The organism is Acinetobacter sp. FY683 (assembly GCF_059515885.1).
On sequence record NZ_JCAKNA010000005.1, the window covers coordinates 26,395 to 41,951 of the forward strand.

Genomic DNA, 15,557 nt, shown 5'->3' on the forward strand with positions numbered 1-15,557 from the left:
ACTACTCCTAGTTAATTTTAATTTCGAAATCTTGAAAGGTTTTAATCAGGTGGGCTTCTTTGGTTTTTCTACTAAAAACAGCCGTTACATCAAACCGATGAACATATTGCTCGTTGATCTTGTCAGGAGCTGTAAGCACCCTCCCAACCTCAACAAACTTAATCCCATGCTTGGAAACCTGATCCATGTTTTGTGGAATTGCCAAACCATCAATAAACCGCTTTGCATACATCTGGCCATTAGGACCATAGAAAGATAAAAAAACCTCAAGTCGTTCATGGCGAATTGAGGTTTGATTTTCCGATTGCTCGAAGTATGGTCCATCATCAGGTGTTTGGTTTTGAACTGCAAAAGCTACCCAATCTTGAGTGATTTTTGGTATTGATGGTGGTTCAGTTTGAAATCGAGGTCTTACCCACTTACCCAATAGACCAGTTACACCAACAATTAATCCCTGCAAAATATCTTCAAGTAACTGATCATTTGGTACAGCTTCGCCATCAGGCAGCAAATATCCACCTGTTTCAGAAGTATTCATAGTTAGCCTGTGATTGGTTTAATAGTGCAGACTGCTTTAACAAAGCCACGACCGTAATGCAGATTAGGTAAAACCTGAATCACGATATAAGTTTGACCACGCCATACAACCTCATCCGCTTGATGATTTGCATCACCTGCAGTCAAAGCAAAGCGTGTGTGCAAATTGATTGCACCCTTGATGATTGTTCCATCAGGTTGGCGGTCTAAGTTAATACCATTGTTTGTTGTTACAACTGCATTAAACGGATGGTTAGTTTCTGTCTTAATGGGTCGCCCATTATCACCAACATCCACAAGGGTTCGCTTGCAAACCAATCCCTTTTCCATGAAATCAGGGTCTAATAAAACATCACTTACATCTAAGCCTGCCATTACTCACCTGTTTTCTTTATGGCATAGGTTACGGATCGCCTTAATTGACCTGTATCTATTAATGGGTTTATGCCTTTTCGACCTCTTGCAAGTCGCATTTTTTTTGTTACTTCAGATAAAGGCTCAAAGTGACCACTTGTAAAATAAGCGCGTACAGTATTTTGAGCAATCATGCCTGCAGTATTTAAATGACGATTCACCAAAGCAACATTTCCCTTTAAAGCAGCATCAGCCGCCTTGGTAAGATGCATTGCTGTTTGGTCTTGGCAACTTTCAACACCTGGTACCAAAAAAGGTCGAGGTGGTAAATTCATACTTGGTGAGCCTGTTTCTTGAATATAGCCAATTTGAGCATTAGTCATATCCGAATCAGAACGAGCCTCACCGTGTGGAATCCCCACCAAGACCTCTTGTGATGTTAGTGTATCAATTGCTTCAAAGATGGACGCTAATCCACCTCCCGACATTGCGACACTCATAACTGAATACCACCTGCACCAACCATCATCATAAGTTGATAGAATTGAATACCATAGGTCGTTTGGTTCCAATGACCTGCATCGGCATTTAAAACACTCGATACATCCATCGACTTAGAAACACCATCAATAGACTTAGAGGTTTCATTTCCAACAACCTTGCCACCAATGCCACCCACATCAACAAAAGCCATATCACGAGCATATAGCGTCAAATAATGAGCCACATAAAATGTGAGCCCATCATCTAATAAATCATCCCAACGGCTTTCAGGTAACAGCTTGGCTCCAAGTTTTAAATAAAAATTGAATTGCGCTGATGGAAATTGATCCATATCGGCAAACATTGGCATGTTCTGCCGAAAGGTTGATTCATCTAACATTACTTAGCCTTTGTATTTGCTTTAGTTTCTTGCTGAGTTAAATCAAGCTGAGTGTCTGCGCTTTTCTGTTCAGCTTGAGCTTTTTCCAATTCAGCAATTTTTGCAGCATCAGCTTTAGCTTGTTTTTCCAATGCTGTGATTTTTTTAGTTGCTTCATCCGATTGATCTATAAGTGCTTCATGCTCAACCTTTAGAGCATCATAAGCATCTTGTAGTTCTTTGTTAGCAGCATCAGATGCTGTGATTTCTTGTGAATGTTCCTTTACAAACCAATGATCAGCAATTTCGTCCGAAACCTCCTGCAAACCTGCAGGAAGTTTTACTGTTTTTTGCTGACCATGCTCATCTTTACCAAGATTCACTGTGAGTTCTTTTGATAATAAAATTTGAGGCATGGCCTACTCCTTATAGTCCATCAGCGTAGTAAGCAGTTTCAGGGTAAACCCATTCCACTGCACCGATACGACCAAAGTAAGTCGTCAATTGGCGTAAATCACGATATTCAAGTGGGGTGCGCTGTAACGGCACTAATGGCATACGAACACGGTTTTCAGACTGTGTATAAACCATCATACGGTCTTTCCCTGCAACACCGCGCCCAACAGCCCACTTAGAAGGAACAATATCCAAAGGCTTTCCATTTACAGACATTGCAAGGCAGTTGATTTTTAGAAATTCAAGAATTGAAATATTACCAGCATCACTTACAACACGGCTTGTTAACAAACCAAATTGTTGTGGAGGTAAAAGTAATTTGTCAGGACATACCGCAAAACCTGAAGCAACCCAAGCGTTGTTCAACACAAGGTTTACATCATCAAGGATTTGCTGTGGTGTAGCAGTCGCCCAAGAAGCATTGACGTTTGTTGCACCCACTTTGCTTGAGTTGAATAAACCTTCAAGACCCAATTGAGAATCACCGATATAAACCTGCTCATCTACATCCATGTTGTATTTAAGCGTCAGACCTGCATGTTTCTGAGCATCAACAGGACGACCAACCTTTTGAGCAGATTCAAGCTCAGGAAGTGTGAAGCCGATCTGCATAGCCCAAAGTGTTAATGGTGTTGCAGTTTTACCAATGTCTAAAGCAATACCCTGAATAGCATCAGTGTTTTTACCCACCCAAGATTTGCCATTACCAGATGGACCACCTGCAGCGGCAAAAGTAGAATTGGTGAAAGATGAGGTTTCATCAGCAATCGATACATCAGAACGCAAATGAATATCACGCGACCATGTAACCGACGCTAATGGTTCATGCATTGTTTGGTCTAAGCGTTCAAGTTCACCAACTAAAAATGCACCTGAGCTATCAACTGTGCGTTGGTCAAAAGTAAGCATCTGGTCTTTCGTACGCGCACGAACAGGCGACCCCATTGCCACAGCTTGAGCAAGTGTTGATGCAATAAGTAATTTACTCATATCTTATTTTTCCCTAGACATAAAAAAAGACGCTTAAAGCGCCCAGATCTACGTCAATTTAATTTTTAAATGTTGTAAGAAATTTCTACATTGCCTGATGCATCTGCTGTATGCATAAAGATAGCATTCACTTCAATTGTGTTTGCACCATCTGCAACTGCTTCAATACCACCGATAGGCTTAATGTCTGTGCCTGCTGTGATACGTGCGTAAACCTTACCACCTGCTTTTGCTGTACCAGCATTCACTTTTACTGTCATGTAGCCACGGCGTAAAACATCATTAAAGCCTTTCGCTGGTACCGCAACACCCAAAGCATTAGTTGCTGATTGTGTCGGGTATGAGCGAACAATAAGACCATAAACAGCAGTATCACCTGCGCCAAGTGGAGCAAATTTACCGTCAGCATTTAATTTGCCAAACAAGCCAAAACCAGCGAAGCCTGCAACAGCGTCATGAGCTTCAATGGTTGAGTGTGATTTGCGAGATACATCACCTGCAATGCCTGATGGCATGCGGTATAAGAATGCGTTACCCATTATTTTTTACTCCAGAAAGCTTGGTTTTTAGCGTTAATGTCGGCAGGTGTTGGAGCTGAGCGACCAAAATCACGAGTCGTCACACCCGTACGAACACCTTTTAAATTGTTTTGTTGCTTAATAAGCTCAGATGCACCAACGAATGCAGCATCAATTGTGTATGCAGGCAATGCATCAATATTTGCATTAGCACCACCAACGAAAGGACCAATTGTCTTAACACCATCGGCAGTCGCGTAAGCCTGTTTTAAAGCATTACGTTTTGCTGTGTTAGCAACTTTACCAATATCTTTTGATGCCGAATCAAGTGTCGGTAGCTTAAGACCGGGTGCGAGAATTTCAGCGCGAGAGCGCAAGTCTTGAAGTGAATCACCTGTGTAAGTTGTACCCACATCGGCTTTTTCTGCTTTTTCGGCTTCAAGAATGTCGTCTTCGGTTTTTTCAGGATCAATGTCTTCATCGCCTGTTTTACTGTCTTCGTCATCATCTTCAGTTTTCTTTTCAGGATCATCTGAATCTTTGGTTTTTTTCTTTTCCAAAGCCTCAAGACGAGAATCCATTGTTTTCATGAACTGACGCATTTCTTTTTGGAATTGACTATCAGCAGTTTTGCTTTTGCCTTCATCCTCATCGTCATCTTCAGTTTTAAGATCAGGCTCCTGATCTTCCACAGCCTTAGCCAATTTCTCAGCTTCATCTGAATCTTTTGTTTTTACCAAATTACGGATGCGATCCGCAAAACTTAGCTTTTTAGGCATTTGTTTATCTCCAATTGAGCAACGTGAACCACACCGCCCTTTGTCTACTAATGCAACGTGATTACCAATAATGTTGCTCTGTGTGCCCTTGCCTTTGCTAACCTCTGTATAGTCAGCATCGTAGCCAAGAGAAATTTGTACTTTTCCGCCCTGAATCGCCTCAATCGCGTCTTTGTCTTGAACAAGTAAGTCAGCAATCAAGAGATGATCTTCAATACCTTCGCCACGACGAACATTTTGTGCCACGCCTTTTGACAATTCTTTCCAGTTGTCAGGTGTTACCCAATCATCAGGATGATCATTTGTGATTGGCTTGCCTTCAAAACTCGCCATTGTTTGAGAGCTAAATAAATCATCATCACCACGAGTAATAACAATTAAACCTGCATCAGCTGTAACTGGTACTTCACCTTCACCATATAAAAGCGAACCAGTACAAGCCAAAGGAACATCACGACACAGTAAATAACCTTCTGGTGTTATTTCACGTGTTTTCCCAAGCTTTCCAACGGTATAAAAGTTTGACCGGTCTTTAGTTTGCCGATCTTTTGTTTTCTTTTTAAACATGATTCACCTTTAAATAGGCAATAAAAAACCACCTCTCGGTGGTTATTCTTCAGGGATAACTGGTTCGGGATAACATCGGCAATTCCAAATGCAACCTGCATGTGCTCGAATACCTGACTTTTCATCAGCAATTGGTGGGCTATCCCATCTCCAATACTTCCCATTCAATTCTTTATGTCTGTCACGTACATCAGCATCTTCAGCACTTCGCCAAATGTAACCCTCACTTCCAAGCGCTTCCGCTCTTGCTTGGGTGAATATGGTTGACGCTCTTGATACCTCAGTGCGAGCAATTGTATTAGCTCTTGCCTTGGTGACTTGACCTGTCGCCATGATCAGACCTGATATTTCATCAGCTCGACCACCCTCAATGATTGCTCGGATAGATAAATCTTGAATACGTTGTGCGGCTTCAAGTGGTAGCGATGTAATGAGACTGGTTTGCTCAGCAATAAGTTTTTGCATCACCATACCAACATCGGTCTCACGTACCTCTCGACGAACCCCGACAGACATATCTTTTGAATATTCAAGCCATGTACGCTCATCACGTAAAGCAATATCCATAATGATTTTGGATGAAGCGTTCTTCGCCCAAATATCAAGTGAATCAGCATACTGTCTAAGCGCAATTACGATTGCAGGGTAAACAGTCTCATCAGTTACATCAAAACCCTTAACGATTGAATCAATATGGCTGGCAATCTGCCTTAACTGCCTGCCATATTTCTTCTCAACCTTACGCGCTCGGTTCGGTGTGTGTCTCATAAGTTGAGCACCTGCTTCCACCAATGGAGATAAAGCTGAATCAGTATTTTTGGCACTTCAAATAAACTATTCATAACTCTCACCAACTCTCGGCTTCGGTACCTTATCATCTGACGATTCAATGTCATCATCTGTAATACTTGAGTAAATTCCTGTAATTTCACTAGATTGACGTAATTCTTTCATTGCTGCTTGAGTTGAAATTAATCCCTGTTCTTCAGCTTTACAGATAGAATCCGTAATCTTCACGGCGATATCAGCTTTCTGCACATCGTCAATTTGCCACAATGAAGCAAAATCAAAGGTGAATGATTCAGGTAATGGCTTACCAAGCACAGACAATGAAACAACCTGTAAGAGTGTTCCCAATGCTGTACGCATGCGACGTTCTTGTTGTTGGTTGATATTGTCGTAGTAGTTGCTTAAATCCGATTCACCTGTTGCATTCATACCACTTGGTGACTGACCAAATAAACGAACAAGTGGAATTTGTGAAGCACCTGACAACTGTTGACCAAACTGTAATAAAACCGCATCAAGCCCTGCAAAGGAATAAGAATGTGTTGCAAACTCATCATCTGCATCCATGAGAGTTAAGCCCTCATTGGATTGCCATAATCGAATCTGCTCGATCTGCTTTACCAAACCCTCGAAAGCCTTACCACCTGCAGCAATAATTGCTCGTAAGCCTTTTACTTTGTATGTGCGTAAATGAGCTTTATAGACAAGCTGTGCAACACCTGTAGTTGTACTATCAAAAGCCACCAAGCGATCTAATAAACGCTCAATGACTGACTGCCCCCAAAGGTTTTCAGTGATTTTCTGCCAATATGGTAAATCCACACCATCAATGCGAATTACGCGAGAGTAGTGAATCTTTTGGTTAGATAATCCCAATGAATCAGCAATCACATCGTAGTATTTAGGCTTACCAAAATCAGGACCATAATCGGTTACTAAGTCTTGAAGTGTCGGCAATACAAGCCAGCGATCTAAAACCATCAATCCTTTGAATTGATCTTTACCAACCGTATTCACATCAAGTGGAGTACTAACGTCTTGACCATCAATAAGCATGACAGCAATAGCACCACCATAAAGGCGACCCCACTTAATAGTGTTTGTTAGTTCGTTCCAAATCTCTAAGCGATCCATTTCCTGCTGAATAACTTCTGAATCTTTAGGCTCTAAACCACGTAAATTGATACCCTCTCGAGTCATATCCTCAGCAACAACATCAACAACCTGACCAACCAACCAACTTGAGCGATACATAGCTTCAAGCTTTAATCGATCTCGACTGAGAAAATAAAAACCATAAGTTGATTGATCATGCTGGCTTCCTGCGCCCAAGCCGAGTCGTGCAGCAAAGTTTTGAAAACTATCTGCGGTAAAGTTTTTTAAAAGTTTCATTTCTTATCTCGGTTAGAGCCTAGACCAAACACCAGTACCACCACGAGCCATAATGTAACCATCTAGCGAATAACGTAATGCATCGATACCGTGGTTCCATTTATCTACAATGATTGGTAAGACTTCGTCTGTAAGCCTGTCTTTCTTGTATGAGTAGTTTCTAAATTCTTCAAGAATCTTTACGCATCGAGGGTGAACAACAATTCGATCAAACCCTTTAAGGTGGGCAATTCCATCCTCAACCGATCCATGCCACTTTTCAGCAGCGGAAATTGAAAAGCCTTGTCGAACTAAATAACTAATCGTTTCTGGTCGTGAGCAATCACCTTTGATTGGCCATCCTCTTGAGTCAGGAATAGCATCATAAAACTGCGCCATTTCATCTAACTCAACGCCCACGCCAAATGCTTCATATTCAATGTATAAAGTGTTATCAATCGCAAAGGATCGAATCAAGGTACTTGGATCATTTGCAAATCCAAAGTCTGCACCAAAGAATAAGCGCTCGGCAGATTTCCAAAGCTCATCGCTAAATTCATCAACTGCGTATTTATTTCTAAAGATTTGAGCTTCAGACAATTCAAGATAATCACCCTCCCAAATCCAACGATATGTTGAATCATCAAGGTTTTTTTGATCTTGGCGACGTTCAATTTCCAATACATCAGGGAACCAAGGATTGTCGGAGTAATTCATCTCACAACCAATACCAATCAATTCACCTGTCATATCATCAAAAATTTGCTCATGTCTAAAACGCTGACTGGTTGCGCTGTCTCGTCTTTCAGGGTTCCAAGTAATCCAAACCTCTGAATCATCTTCACGAACCGTAGGCAATAACTTGCGCCATGCCATTTCACTTACTGTTTCAGCTTCATCTACCCAGCACAGCAAAATACGTGCTTTAGATTTAATGCTATCTAAGTTGTGCCTTAGACCAGCAAATCCATAGCTCACACGGCGATTCTTGGTACGAATAAAGTTTTCACCCATTTCGTAATAATCATTCAAAAATGGTACTGAGCGTATAGCTTGTTTGATTTCCTCCATTGAGGAATCAGAGAGTGAATTTAAATGCTCACGAGCACCAAGAATCAAACCACTTACACCTGCTTCGGCATACATATAACCCTTGATAGCAGACATAAGAGCAAATGTTCTTGTCTTACCTGAACCACGACCACCCCATGATGATCTATAACGAACACTTGGTGTGCTGAATAACGGTATCAACTTAGGCGGTAATTCAATCTGTACCTTTGACATGTGGTGCCACCAGTTCAATTACAGTAGGCTTGTTAAGTGATTCACCTTTACTTGTATGATCTATCTCTTGCTTCGTCACACGACCATCAGTTTCTTGAAATGCTTGTTTAAGAATATTCTGCTTCATAATTCTATTCTTACCCCAATCGTCATACATTTTTTGCAATTCACGTAATCGGAATGCTTTATTGGCTATTGGGATGTCTTCAACATTTTCTCGAAAGTCTTTACGAGTTTGCTCAAATAAATCTTTTAATTTTTTACTGAGATTACGACCTGCAACCTTGGTTGGATCATAAAGTGCAACCTGTTGCCGTGTGATTTCAATCTTATAATCTTGCTTTACAGCTTCTACTACTTGTTGAGGGGTTTCAAAGCATGCAAGAGACTGAACTATAAACATTTTCACAGGCTCTTTTAGTGCTGCCATAAACACCCCTCTGTATAGCTACGTATAGCAAGGTAGATAAAAATTAAGCCAACTTCAATAAACACGTACCGCATGCATGAGCAATTTTAGCTTTACCAATTGTTGGACCATCATTTGCAAGCTCTACCATTTTTTGAACGTCAGCCGATGCACCGTAACGTTGGATAACACCGTGAAATTCTTCAACATCATGACCACGTAAGAATAATTTAGGCTCACCCATTGAGTTATATTCAAACTCACCTGTTTCTTTATGTTTTTTATGCCCAATGTGATAAAGCTCATGCTCGACCAATGCACAAAAATCAACATCACTCATTATCTGGCATACACGAGCATCCAAAGTAATAATGTATTTAGGCACATCACCAAACCAGTCAATCAATTGAAGTTCTTGCCGATCCTTACGCCAACCACCAACGTTAATCATTACACGTTCAGTTTGTCCTAATACCCGACGATCTTTTGCTTCACATCTTGTATATGCCCATAAAAATGAAATATCGGGAGGCTGAAAAGATAAAAGATGCTCATGATCAGGATTATGTAATTCGCCCCATGGTTCTAAAAATTTTTCTTTTATCCATGGCCATAAATCATTGTTTGCAGGCTCAAAATGAAGCAATCCACCACTTTCAATAAATTCTTCATCTTCTACATCAGTATTTTGACAATCTTGAATAGGTGGATATGGTCGCTTCATTGCAATAACGCCCTTAAGTTTCTTACACGATTCTTAAATTCTGTAATTTTGGAATCAACAACTATCATTTCATCTCTGGTCATTAATCCACGAGATAGGTTTTGGTATTTCTCGATTTCATCTGACAGGGTTTTAATATTCTTCTTCGCTTCTACGATATCAACCATAAAGCACCTATTTAAGTTTTCGCCCTTGTCGAGCATATAAGCGACGTTTCTTTTGGCTTACTCGATTTGGCTTTGATTTATGTATTTTTCGAAAGGTTCTGCGCACAGTTTTTGAAAATTCATCAACACTATTTGCACCAACTTCCATGCTTGAACCGCCAAACCCAAAAGCACCTGCTAATGCAGCAATAACACTTCGTAAACTCATTCGCATACTTACCACCAATCAAAAAAGAAAAAGCCCCACCAATAACTAAGTATTCGATGGGGCTTCATGTGCCGTAATCCGTTCGGCTAGGGCTACCAAACTAATGCTTGGTGGCAAGGGTTTTTCAAACAATAAAATTCAATCTAATCTAAATTTCAGGCAATAAAAAACCCCGAGATTAGTCGGGGCTGGTGATAAATATATGTATCTCTCCCAAAATACACATACAAGCAATACCTTATTCTTATTGCAAACCAATATAACAAACTATCAATCACTTTTAATTAGCAAAAGATATCAATAAAATTCATCTTTCGATAAGCAAAAAAATACCTGCGGTCATGGCTGAGCAGGCATATAAACTTAAATTTTTAAAGCCCACCTTTCGATGAGCTTTTTAACTTTGGTCAAACCGTAATACGACCAGTATAGAAAAACTATACCTTAGTTTCCGTTATTATGGAATACTTATGCGCGCATTTCTTTGTAAGTATTTTTTTTATACTTTTCAATCGCCTTGGATGCTTCATCAATTGCTGATTCAATCGCCAGCGTCATTAGGTTTTCATAAGGTTTCCAAGTTTTTCTGTAATTCTCAGCAGTCATCTGCATAGAATTAATACCTGCATAATGCAATCGACCTTTTGCGGTGTAGTTGTCTTCTAAATCGGGATTCAGGGCAAAATCAATAACCATTCGGGCAATCAAGTAAGCAAGATGTTCTATTTTGATTTGTTCAGGCTGACGCTTTTTATCTAGAGCAGCATTTTTAATCATAATATCTGCAAGATGCTTACGCACAATCTCGTAATCACTCTCACATTTACCATCAAATACAACAACTGAAGTTACAGACTTAGCTAATTGACTTTCCATTGATGCAATTGCACCTAAACGATCTTGATAGTCCAAAGGTTTCTCTCCTGTACCGTGAACAGAAGGCTCATAATTTGCCGCCTTAGCTGTAATACCAAACATCAACCATTCAAAATTTGAAAACTTTTCCAAAGCAACACTTCCGACATTCATCCCTACACCCCTAATTTCGCCACATAAATAATTAATTTTGGTTCTTTCCCTTTTGGCAACTCTCGAATCGCCAAATCTTTTACTTGTCTATCATCCAAAATCAGACCGCATTTTGATAAAGAATCGAGTATTGGCTTAAGCATGTTGTCTAAGTCCCTTACTTTCGCATCACACGGCGCAAATTGGACGTTTACACTTACTTGACCACCAAACCCCAATGGATTAATAAAACGCTTCATAACAGCCGTAAAATGCTTTGCACGCAGGCTTAATCTTTTCCGCCCTTTCCCTGAATCCAACCAGTAGTTATTCACTGACGGTGGAACAATTTCGATTTCACATTTCAAAAGGTCATTTTCGAACAATCCGTCACTCGCAAAGCCTTTGATTAAATGCGCAGGTATCTTTGGTGCAGGATCAGGATTGCGTTTCTTCTTCGGTGCAGGCTTACCTACACCTTGAAGCTTTCTGACCTCTGCAACGGTCATCCGCATGAATCACCTCGCAAAAACTTATAAAACCGATACCGATTGAGCACATATACATCAAGCTCTGCATTTTCTAAGCACTCCTTTGCCACTCTAATCATTGCAGGCACACCACCAATAAAAATTACCAATGGAGATAACAAGAGGGCTAAAACACGAACTGGAAATCGTATGCGTCTGTAAATATAAATATCGCTATTCTGTGGATCATCTATAACTTCGTAGTAAGTTAAAAACTTAACTCTTTTAAAAAGGTTCTTGTGTTGAGCCATGGTTAGTTTGATTTTTTGTTTACTCACGCTCACCTCGCAAGGCTTTTATGTCATCTTTCAAACAACGGATCATAGCCATTTGCAGGAAATCAAAGTTGCGTCTACGATCTTCTTCCACATAACTAAGATCACCTTCTAGCATGTCCAGTGTTTTAGCGATCCGCTTCTCCAGCTCCTCGATTTTGGCTTGTTGATAACCGATATATCTGCGCTGATTTATGGTTTCTGTATTCAAAGCAATACCAACTTGTTTTGCTTCAGCATATTCAGCATGCTTTTCACTAAAAGCCACATAAGCCATCTGCACTGGCAATACTCGATAAACATCACCATCTTTGCTAAACAAGTTATCACCATGAATGAAACGCATATTTGTGTAGAAGTCTTGATGGATAAACCATTGTTCAAACTCACCCACCGCACACCTCCCCATCAACCCCATACCAAAGTCCATCATCAAAACAATCAGCTAATTCATTCGCTTCTGATCTTGTTTTCACTTGATCAATGAGATGCCAATAACCACCACAGTAATAACCAACACACCAAGTTCTATTAATTCTGCGAACCTTATGCATTCTTGCAAACTGACGTTTAGCCACCGCACACCTCCAATCTTTTACCTGCTTGAATTTCTTGTGGTGTGGCGTGTCTGATTCTAGGGGGCTTCCAGCAAAAACCTTTAAAATCCAACCACACACCACCGTTTTTATAAACACCAAGTACAGTCCATATAATTGTGTTTTTCGGATGTGTTTTTATGACCTTATCCCCAACCTCAAAAATATTATGCTCTCTGCGGTATTGAAGTAGGGCTTTACGTATCATTTCAGCAGTAACCGCAATACAACATTGAAGAACAGAATTTTGTTCTTTTAATTCAAGCTCATGCTTAGATTTTTCATACCCACCCAACTGTTCAATTAAATCAATCTTCATTCGCTTCCCATCCCTGCTCCAACAACAATTCTTCTTCCAAGTCGTGATTTGTCATGATGCACGCTCCTTTCTCATACGCTCAGATCTGCGTAGTGCTGACGCCTTATTGCATGAAAAACAACTTGCAGTACTTGTATATTTAAGTGTTGAGCCACAAGCTCGACATGGTTCACCGTGATAGTGTTTTAAGCCTTTTTCTCTCGCCTCATTTCGTGCGATTACGTTTGGTTTGTTATTTCTAGCGTGGGCACTTGCAACCGATGCAGACATGATTGATCGCATTTTTTTACCAATAACCAAGTTATGCGACTCACCCGAATAACCACGCGGTAATGTTTGAATCACACCACCAGCTTTTAAGAACTTTTCAACTTCAGCGCTCAAAGCTTGCGATTCTATTTGTTTGGTTGTAATGCTCATGATGTACCCCCAACTCTTGAATCTTCTTGAATACCCACAAAACGACAAATATCTAAACGGTCTGCAACTCGCGCAATTCCCTTTTTGCCGTGACGGTTTTTCCCAACAATGATTTCAGTAATGCCTGTAGGCTCATCGTCATTAGGATTTACTACTGGATGTACTAATAAAATTTGGTCTGCATCCTGCTCAATCTGACCTGATTCTTTTAGATCGCTTGGTTTTGGACGCTTACCCTTTTCCGATTCACGATTAAGCTGTGCAAGTGCAATCACAGGACAATCAAACTCTTTCGCCATAGCTTTCAAATCACGGCTAATTGAACTCACTTCCTGATAGCGGTCTTTCTTGCTTGGATCACGTACAAGCTGTAAGTAATCAACGATGATGCAACCTAATTTTTTATAATTGCGCTTTGCTTTACGTGCATACGAGTGAATTTCAGAGATCGTTGGCTTTTGCTTATCCTCAACATGAATCTTTAATTTCCCTAATCGCTCTTGAGCATCCACGAACAAATGTGTTTCGTTTTCAAGTTCAGCATTATGAATATGCGAGAAAGGAATCTGTGATACAGCAGAGATACAACGGTTAGTGAATGTCTCAACATCCATTTCAGCAGATACAACCAATACAGCCTCTTGGAACTGCATAGCTGTTTGAATCGCTACCATTTGAGCCAAAGTAGATTTACCTGAACCAGGACGACCACCTATCACACAAAAGTGACCTTTCTGGATCGTTCCGACCAAGTTATCCAAATGAGGAAGGTTGAACTTCACACCTACAAATTGCTTAGTTGCTTTCGCTTGTGCTTTTTGAATCAGTTGTTCACCTGAGCGCTTCACTGCTTCTTCAAATGTAAAACTTGTTTTTTCAGCCTTATCGCTTGTTGATCCTTGGCTTAGAATGTTTTCCGCAGCGTTATGAATATCAGTAACCGATAAGTCTTTAGCGACTTCCTGAATACTGCGACCCATCACTTCGACTTCACGATGGTTTTTAAACTTCACCAACTCAGCAACATAGCTTTCAAGGTTGTAAAAACTTGATGGAGCTTCTGCCATCATCTGCATAAGGTATTCAGTTGCATCGAATAATGTATTTTCTTGATTGAGTTGTTGTTCAACCATCAAAACATCATAAGGCTTGTTTTTATCAGCAAGGCTTACAATTGCTTTGTAAATATCCTGATGCTTGTTTGCATGAAAACAATCTGTTGTTAAGTCACCCATTACAGTTTCATAAGAATTTTGAACTGTCATCAGTGCTGCTAATACACATTGCTCGATTGAGATATTGTGAATATTGCTCATTACCAATCCCCCATGACCGCAGTGAAGTTTTGAGGGATGGTTGGTTGTTTTGCTTGTGGATTTTCTAATTGCTCAATCTGGCTGTTTGCTTCTGACCAATTCCAAGTAGCCTTAAAAGATTCCCAGCCTTTGAACACGATTATTTGAAATACACGCTCATTTGAAAGTTGTGCTTCAGTCGCTTGGTTGAAGATGATCTTCAAAGAACGCTCAGTAATGGTTTTACGTTTCTTGTTTTTAAGATCAATAAACTCTTGAGCTGTTTGTTCAGATACATCATTTTCAATTAAGAATTTCTTAGGAGAGAATTTGTGTGCTTTAGGAGCGTCAGCACCTAAATTAATATCTGTAGTATTCTCTGTAGTATTCTCTGTATTAGATTGCAGGTTTTGTGCATTCTTGTTTGCAGGTTTAGCACATTCTAGTTTGTAGGTTTCCTGCATTCTAGTTTGTAAGTTTCCTGCAAACTGTGAAGAATCAAGGCTTTCAGAGTATTCAATCAATGCTTTATATAGGTTTTCACGTTCAACGCAAAAGAAAACTCGACACGGAACACCCTGCTTTTTCTCTTTAATGAAATTAAGCTCTAGTAGTTTTTTACGAGCATTTTCTTGCTCGGTTCTTGTTAGCCCTGTTTCCTGAGTCCACTCAGTTTGGGTCTTATAAATCCACCCATCTGCATCTTTAGTGCGAGCAGTCCAGTACACCAACTGAGAAAGCATTAGTGCACCATTGATTCCACAACCAATAAATACATAATGTTTATTAAAAGCGATTGGTTGATCGTTCATAGCTTCAATTAATCTGATCATTGAAATTGATTGATTCATGCATCACCTCGCATGAAAACAAGTAAGTCGTGCTTTGCTTTCGCAGTATTCGACATGTTTTCCAAATTAGGAGCTTTAATGCTCGCTCTAAGAGCTATTTCCAAAAGTTGGATTTTTTGAGCAAGTAATCGCTCTTGATATGTAGGCTTTTTCAAGCTTCCTCCAAGTTGTTCACTTGGTTTTATTTGTGTTAGAGTATTCATGTTCAATTCCTACCGTATTTTGAACGAACGACCACTTCTAGT

At 40.1% G+C, this 15,557-nt stretch carries 25 protein-coding genes; all 25 read right to left on the reverse strand.

Annotation, left to right across the window (positions count from 1 at the left end):
• Window positions 1–7 precede the first annotated feature (7 nt).
• On the reverse strand, window positions 8–538 hold the full coding sequence (locus AC5YDH_RS03825) for a phage neck terminator protein (RefSeq protein ID WP_496116974.1): 531 nt from the start codon (window positions 536–538) through the stop codon (window positions 8–10).
• Between the two features lie 2 nt (window positions 539–540).
• Window positions 541–912 (reverse strand): hypothetical protein, encoded by a 372-nt coding sequence (locus tag AC5YDH_RS03830; protein WP_496116975.1) that lies wholly within the window; start codon window positions 910–912, stop codon window positions 541–543.
• Window positions 912–1,391, reverse strand: a complete 480-nt coding sequence (locus AC5YDH_RS03835) for a hypothetical protein (RefSeq protein WP_496116976.1) — start codon at window positions 1,389–1,391, stop codon at window positions 912–914. The genes AC5YDH_RS03830 and AC5YDH_RS03835 overlap by 1 nt, the downstream gene beginning before the upstream one ends.
• Window positions 1,388–1,774: a DUF4054 domain-containing protein gene (locus AC5YDH_RS03840; RefSeq protein ID WP_496116977.1), complete on the reverse strand. Its 387-nt coding sequence runs from the start codon at window positions 1,772–1,774 to the stop codon at window positions 1,388–1,390. The genes AC5YDH_RS03835 and AC5YDH_RS03840 overlap by 4 nt, the downstream gene beginning before the upstream one ends.
• Window positions 1,774–2,169 (reverse strand): STY1053 family phage-associated protein, encoded by a 396-nt coding sequence (locus AC5YDH_RS03845; protein WP_496116978.1) that lies wholly within the window; start codon window positions 2,167–2,169, stop codon window positions 1,774–1,776. Before AC5YDH_RS03845 ends, AC5YDH_RS03840 begins: the two co-directional genes overlap by 1 nt.
• A gap of 10 nt (window positions 2,170–2,179) precedes the next feature.
• Complete coding sequence (locus tag AC5YDH_RS03850) at window positions 2,180–3,199, reverse strand: DUF2184 domain-containing protein (RefSeq protein ID WP_496116979.1); 1,020 nt, start codon at window positions 3,197–3,199, stop codon at window positions 2,180–2,182.
• Window positions 3,200–3,264: 65 nt separating this feature from the next.
• Entirely contained in the window at window positions 3,265–3,738 is a 474-nt protein-coding gene (locus tag AC5YDH_RS03855; protein ID WP_496116980.1) for a structural cement protein Gp24, read from the reverse strand.
• Window positions 3,738–5,063 (reverse strand): DUF2213 domain-containing protein, encoded by a 1,326-nt coding sequence (locus AC5YDH_RS03860; RefSeq protein ID WP_496116981.1) that lies wholly within the window; start codon window positions 5,061–5,063, stop codon window positions 3,738–3,740. The genes AC5YDH_RS03855 and AC5YDH_RS03860 overlap by 1 nt, the downstream gene beginning before the upstream one ends.
• 42 nt (window positions 5,064–5,105) lie before the next feature.
• The gene (locus tag AC5YDH_RS03865; protein WP_496116982.1) at window positions 5,106–5,831 is read right to left on the reverse strand and encodes a phage head morphogenesis protein; all 726 of its coding nucleotides are present in this window, start codon (window positions 5,829–5,831) and stop codon (window positions 5,106–5,108) included.
• Window positions 5,832–5,897: 66 nt separating this feature from the next.
• Window positions 5,898–7,244 carry a DUF1073 domain-containing protein gene (locus AC5YDH_RS03870; RefSeq protein WP_496116983.1) on the reverse strand — a complete coding sequence of 449 codons (1,347 nt, stop codon included), beginning with the start codon at window positions 7,242–7,244 and terminating at the stop codon, window positions 5,898–5,900.
• Between the two features lie 12 nt (window positions 7,245–7,256).
• Window positions 7,257–8,510 (reverse strand): PBSX family phage terminase large subunit, encoded by a 1,254-nt coding sequence (locus AC5YDH_RS03875; RefSeq protein WP_496116984.1) that lies wholly within the window; start codon window positions 8,508–8,510, stop codon window positions 7,257–7,259.
• Window positions 8,491–8,940, reverse strand: coding sequence for a DUF2280 domain-containing protein (locus AC5YDH_RS03880; protein WP_496116985.1), 450 nt, complete (start codon window positions 8,938–8,940; stop codon window positions 8,491–8,493). The genes AC5YDH_RS03875 and AC5YDH_RS03880 overlap by 20 nt, the downstream gene beginning before the upstream one ends.
• A 43-nt stretch (window positions 8,941–8,983) precedes the next feature.
• Window positions 8,984–9,643, reverse strand: coding sequence for a putative metallopeptidase (locus AC5YDH_RS03885; RefSeq protein WP_496116986.1), 660 nt, complete (start codon window positions 9,641–9,643; stop codon window positions 8,984–8,986).
• The gene (locus tag AC5YDH_RS03890) at window positions 9,640–9,810 is read right to left on the reverse strand and encodes a hypothetical protein (protein WP_496116987.1); all 171 of its coding nucleotides are present in this window, start codon (window positions 9,808–9,810) and stop codon (window positions 9,640–9,642) included. The genes AC5YDH_RS03885 and AC5YDH_RS03890 overlap by 4 nt, the downstream gene beginning before the upstream one ends.
• A 7-nt stretch (window positions 9,811–9,817) precedes the next feature.
• Window positions 9,818–10,024: a hypothetical protein gene (locus AC5YDH_RS03895; protein ID WP_496116988.1), complete on the reverse strand. Its 207-nt coding sequence runs from the start codon at window positions 10,022–10,024 to the stop codon at window positions 9,818–9,820.
• A 462-nt stretch (window positions 10,025–10,486) separates the two neighbouring features.
• Window positions 10,487–11,047, reverse strand: coding sequence for a hypothetical protein (locus tag AC5YDH_RS03900; RefSeq protein WP_496116989.1), 561 nt, complete (start codon window positions 11,045–11,047; stop codon window positions 10,487–10,489).
• A gap of 2 nt (window positions 11,048–11,049) precedes the next feature.
• Window positions 11,050–11,535: a RusA family crossover junction endodeoxyribonuclease gene (locus AC5YDH_RS03905; RefSeq protein WP_496116990.1), complete on the reverse strand. Its 486-nt coding sequence runs from the start codon at window positions 11,533–11,535 to the stop codon at window positions 11,050–11,052.
• The gene (locus tag AC5YDH_RS03910; RefSeq protein WP_496116991.1) at window positions 11,532–11,834 is read right to left on the reverse strand and encodes a hypothetical protein; all 303 of its coding nucleotides are present in this window, start codon (window positions 11,832–11,834) and stop codon (window positions 11,532–11,534) included. Before AC5YDH_RS03910 ends, AC5YDH_RS03905 begins: the two co-directional genes overlap by 4 nt.
• Complete coding sequence (locus AC5YDH_RS03915; protein ID WP_496117175.1) at window positions 11,827–12,225, reverse strand: hypothetical protein; 399 nt, start codon at window positions 12,223–12,225, stop codon at window positions 11,827–11,829. The genes AC5YDH_RS03910 and AC5YDH_RS03915 overlap by 8 nt, the downstream gene beginning before the upstream one ends.
• Window positions 12,218–12,409, reverse strand: a complete 192-nt coding sequence (locus AC5YDH_RS03920) for a hypothetical protein (RefSeq protein WP_496116992.1) — start codon at window positions 12,407–12,409, stop codon at window positions 12,218–12,220. Before AC5YDH_RS03920 ends, AC5YDH_RS03915 begins: the two co-directional genes overlap by 8 nt.
• Complete coding sequence (locus AC5YDH_RS03925) at window positions 12,402–12,746, reverse strand: hypothetical protein (RefSeq protein ID WP_496116993.1); 345 nt, start codon at window positions 12,744–12,746, stop codon at window positions 12,402–12,404. Before AC5YDH_RS03925 ends, AC5YDH_RS03920 begins: the two co-directional genes overlap by 8 nt.
• Before the next feature lie 51 nt (window positions 12,747–12,797).
• Window positions 12,798–13,166, reverse strand: coding sequence for a hypothetical protein (locus AC5YDH_RS03930; protein WP_496116994.1), 369 nt, complete (start codon window positions 13,164–13,166; stop codon window positions 12,798–12,800).
• Window positions 13,163–14,482: a replicative DNA helicase gene (locus tag AC5YDH_RS03935; protein ID WP_496116995.1), complete on the reverse strand. Its 1,320-nt coding sequence runs from the start codon at window positions 14,480–14,482 to the stop codon at window positions 13,163–13,165. Before AC5YDH_RS03935 ends, AC5YDH_RS03930 begins: the two co-directional genes overlap by 4 nt.
• Window positions 14,482–15,312, reverse strand: coding sequence for a DNA-binding protein (locus AC5YDH_RS03940; RefSeq protein WP_496116996.1), 831 nt, complete (start codon window positions 15,310–15,312; stop codon window positions 14,482–14,484). Before AC5YDH_RS03940 ends, AC5YDH_RS03935 begins: the two co-directional genes overlap by 1 nt.
• Window positions 15,309–15,515, reverse strand: a complete 207-nt coding sequence (locus AC5YDH_RS03945) for a hypothetical protein (protein WP_163123665.1) — start codon at window positions 15,513–15,515, stop codon at window positions 15,309–15,311. Before AC5YDH_RS03945 ends, AC5YDH_RS03940 begins: the two co-directional genes overlap by 4 nt.
• Window positions 15,516–15,557: the final 42 nt, after the last annotated feature.

Bases quoted from the DNA above. Each gene is read 5' to 3' on its own strand.
- AC5YDH_RS03880 (WP_496116985.1), bottom strand. From the start codon at position 8,940: ATGGCAGCACTAAAAGAGCCTGTGAAAATGTTTATAGTTCAGTCTCTT.
- AC5YDH_RS03850 (WP_496116979.1), bottom strand. From the start codon at position 3,199: ATGAGTAAATTACTTATTGCATCAACACTTGCTCAAGCTGTGGCAATG.
- AC5YDH_RS03900 (WP_496116989.1), bottom strand. From the start codon at position 11,047: ATGAATGTCGGAAGTGTTGCTTTGGAAAAGTTTTCAAATTTTGAATGG.
- AC5YDH_RS03930 (WP_496116994.1), bottom strand. From the start codon at position 13,166: ATGAGCATTACAACCAAACAAATAGAATCGCAAGCTTTGAGCGCTGAA.
- AC5YDH_RS03875 (WP_496116984.1), bottom strand. From the start codon at position 8,510: ATGTCAAAGGTACAGATTGAATTACCGCCTAAGTTGATACCGTTATTC.
- AC5YDH_RS03935 (WP_496116995.1), bottom strand. From the start codon at position 14,482: ATGAGCAATATTCACAATATCTCAATCGAGCAATGTGTATTAGCAGCA.
- AC5YDH_RS03825 (WP_496116974.1), bottom strand. From the start codon at position 538: ATGAATACTTCTGAAACAGGTGGATATTTGCTGCCTGATGGCGAAGCT.
- AC5YDH_RS03940 (WP_496116996.1), bottom strand. From the start codon at position 15,312: ATGAATCAATCAATTTCAATGATCAGATTAATTGAAGCTATGAACGAT.
- AC5YDH_RS03840 (WP_496116977.1), bottom strand. From the start codon at position 1,774: ATGTTAGATGAATCAACCTTTCGGCAGAACATGCCAATGTTTGCCGAT.
- AC5YDH_RS03895 (WP_496116988.1), bottom strand. From the start codon at position 10,024: ATGCGAATGAGTTTACGAAGTGTTATTGCTGCATTAGCAGGTGCTTTT.
- AC5YDH_RS03865 (WP_496116982.1), bottom strand. From the start codon at position 5,831: ATGAGACACACACCGAACCGAGCGCGTAAGGTTGAGAAGAAATATGGC.
- AC5YDH_RS03845 (WP_496116978.1), bottom strand. From the start codon at position 2,169: ATGCCTCAAATTTTATTATCAAAAGAACTCACAGTGAATCTTGGTAAA.
- AC5YDH_RS03890 (WP_496116987.1), bottom strand. From the start codon at position 9,810: ATGGTTGATATCGTAGAAGCGAAGAAGAATATTAAAACCCTGTCAGAT.
- AC5YDH_RS03885 (WP_496116986.1), bottom strand. From the start codon at position 9,643: ATGAAGCGACCATATCCACCTATTCAAGATTGTCAAAATACTGATGTA.
- AC5YDH_RS03860 (WP_496116981.1), bottom strand. From the start codon at position 5,063: ATGTTTAAAAAGAAAACAAAAGATCGGCAAACTAAAGACCGGTCAAAC.
- AC5YDH_RS03835 (WP_496116976.1), bottom strand. From the start codon at position 1,391: ATGAGTGTCGCAATGTCGGGAGGTGGATTAGCGTCCATCTTTGAAGCA.
- AC5YDH_RS03905 (WP_496116990.1), bottom strand. From the start codon at position 11,535: ATGACCGTTGCAGAGGTCAGAAAGCTTCAAGGTGTAGGTAAGCCTGCA.
- AC5YDH_RS03925 (WP_496116993.1), bottom strand. From the start codon at position 12,746: ATGAAGATTGATTTAATTGAACAGTTGGGTGGGTATGAAAAATCTAAG.
- AC5YDH_RS03830 (WP_496116975.1), bottom strand. From the start codon at position 912: ATGGCAGGCTTAGATGTAAGTGATGTTTTATTAGACCCTGATTTCATG.
- AC5YDH_RS03870 (WP_496116983.1), bottom strand. From the start codon at position 7,244: ATGAAACTTTTAAAAAACTTTACCGCAGATAGTTTTCAAAACTTTGCT.
- AC5YDH_RS03945 (WP_163123665.1), bottom strand. From the start codon at position 15,515: ATGAATACTCTAACACAAATAAAACCAAGTGAACAACTTGGAGGAAGC.
- AC5YDH_RS03855 (WP_496116980.1), bottom strand. From the start codon at position 3,738: ATGGGTAACGCATTCTTATACCGCATGCCATCAGGCATTGCAGGTGAT.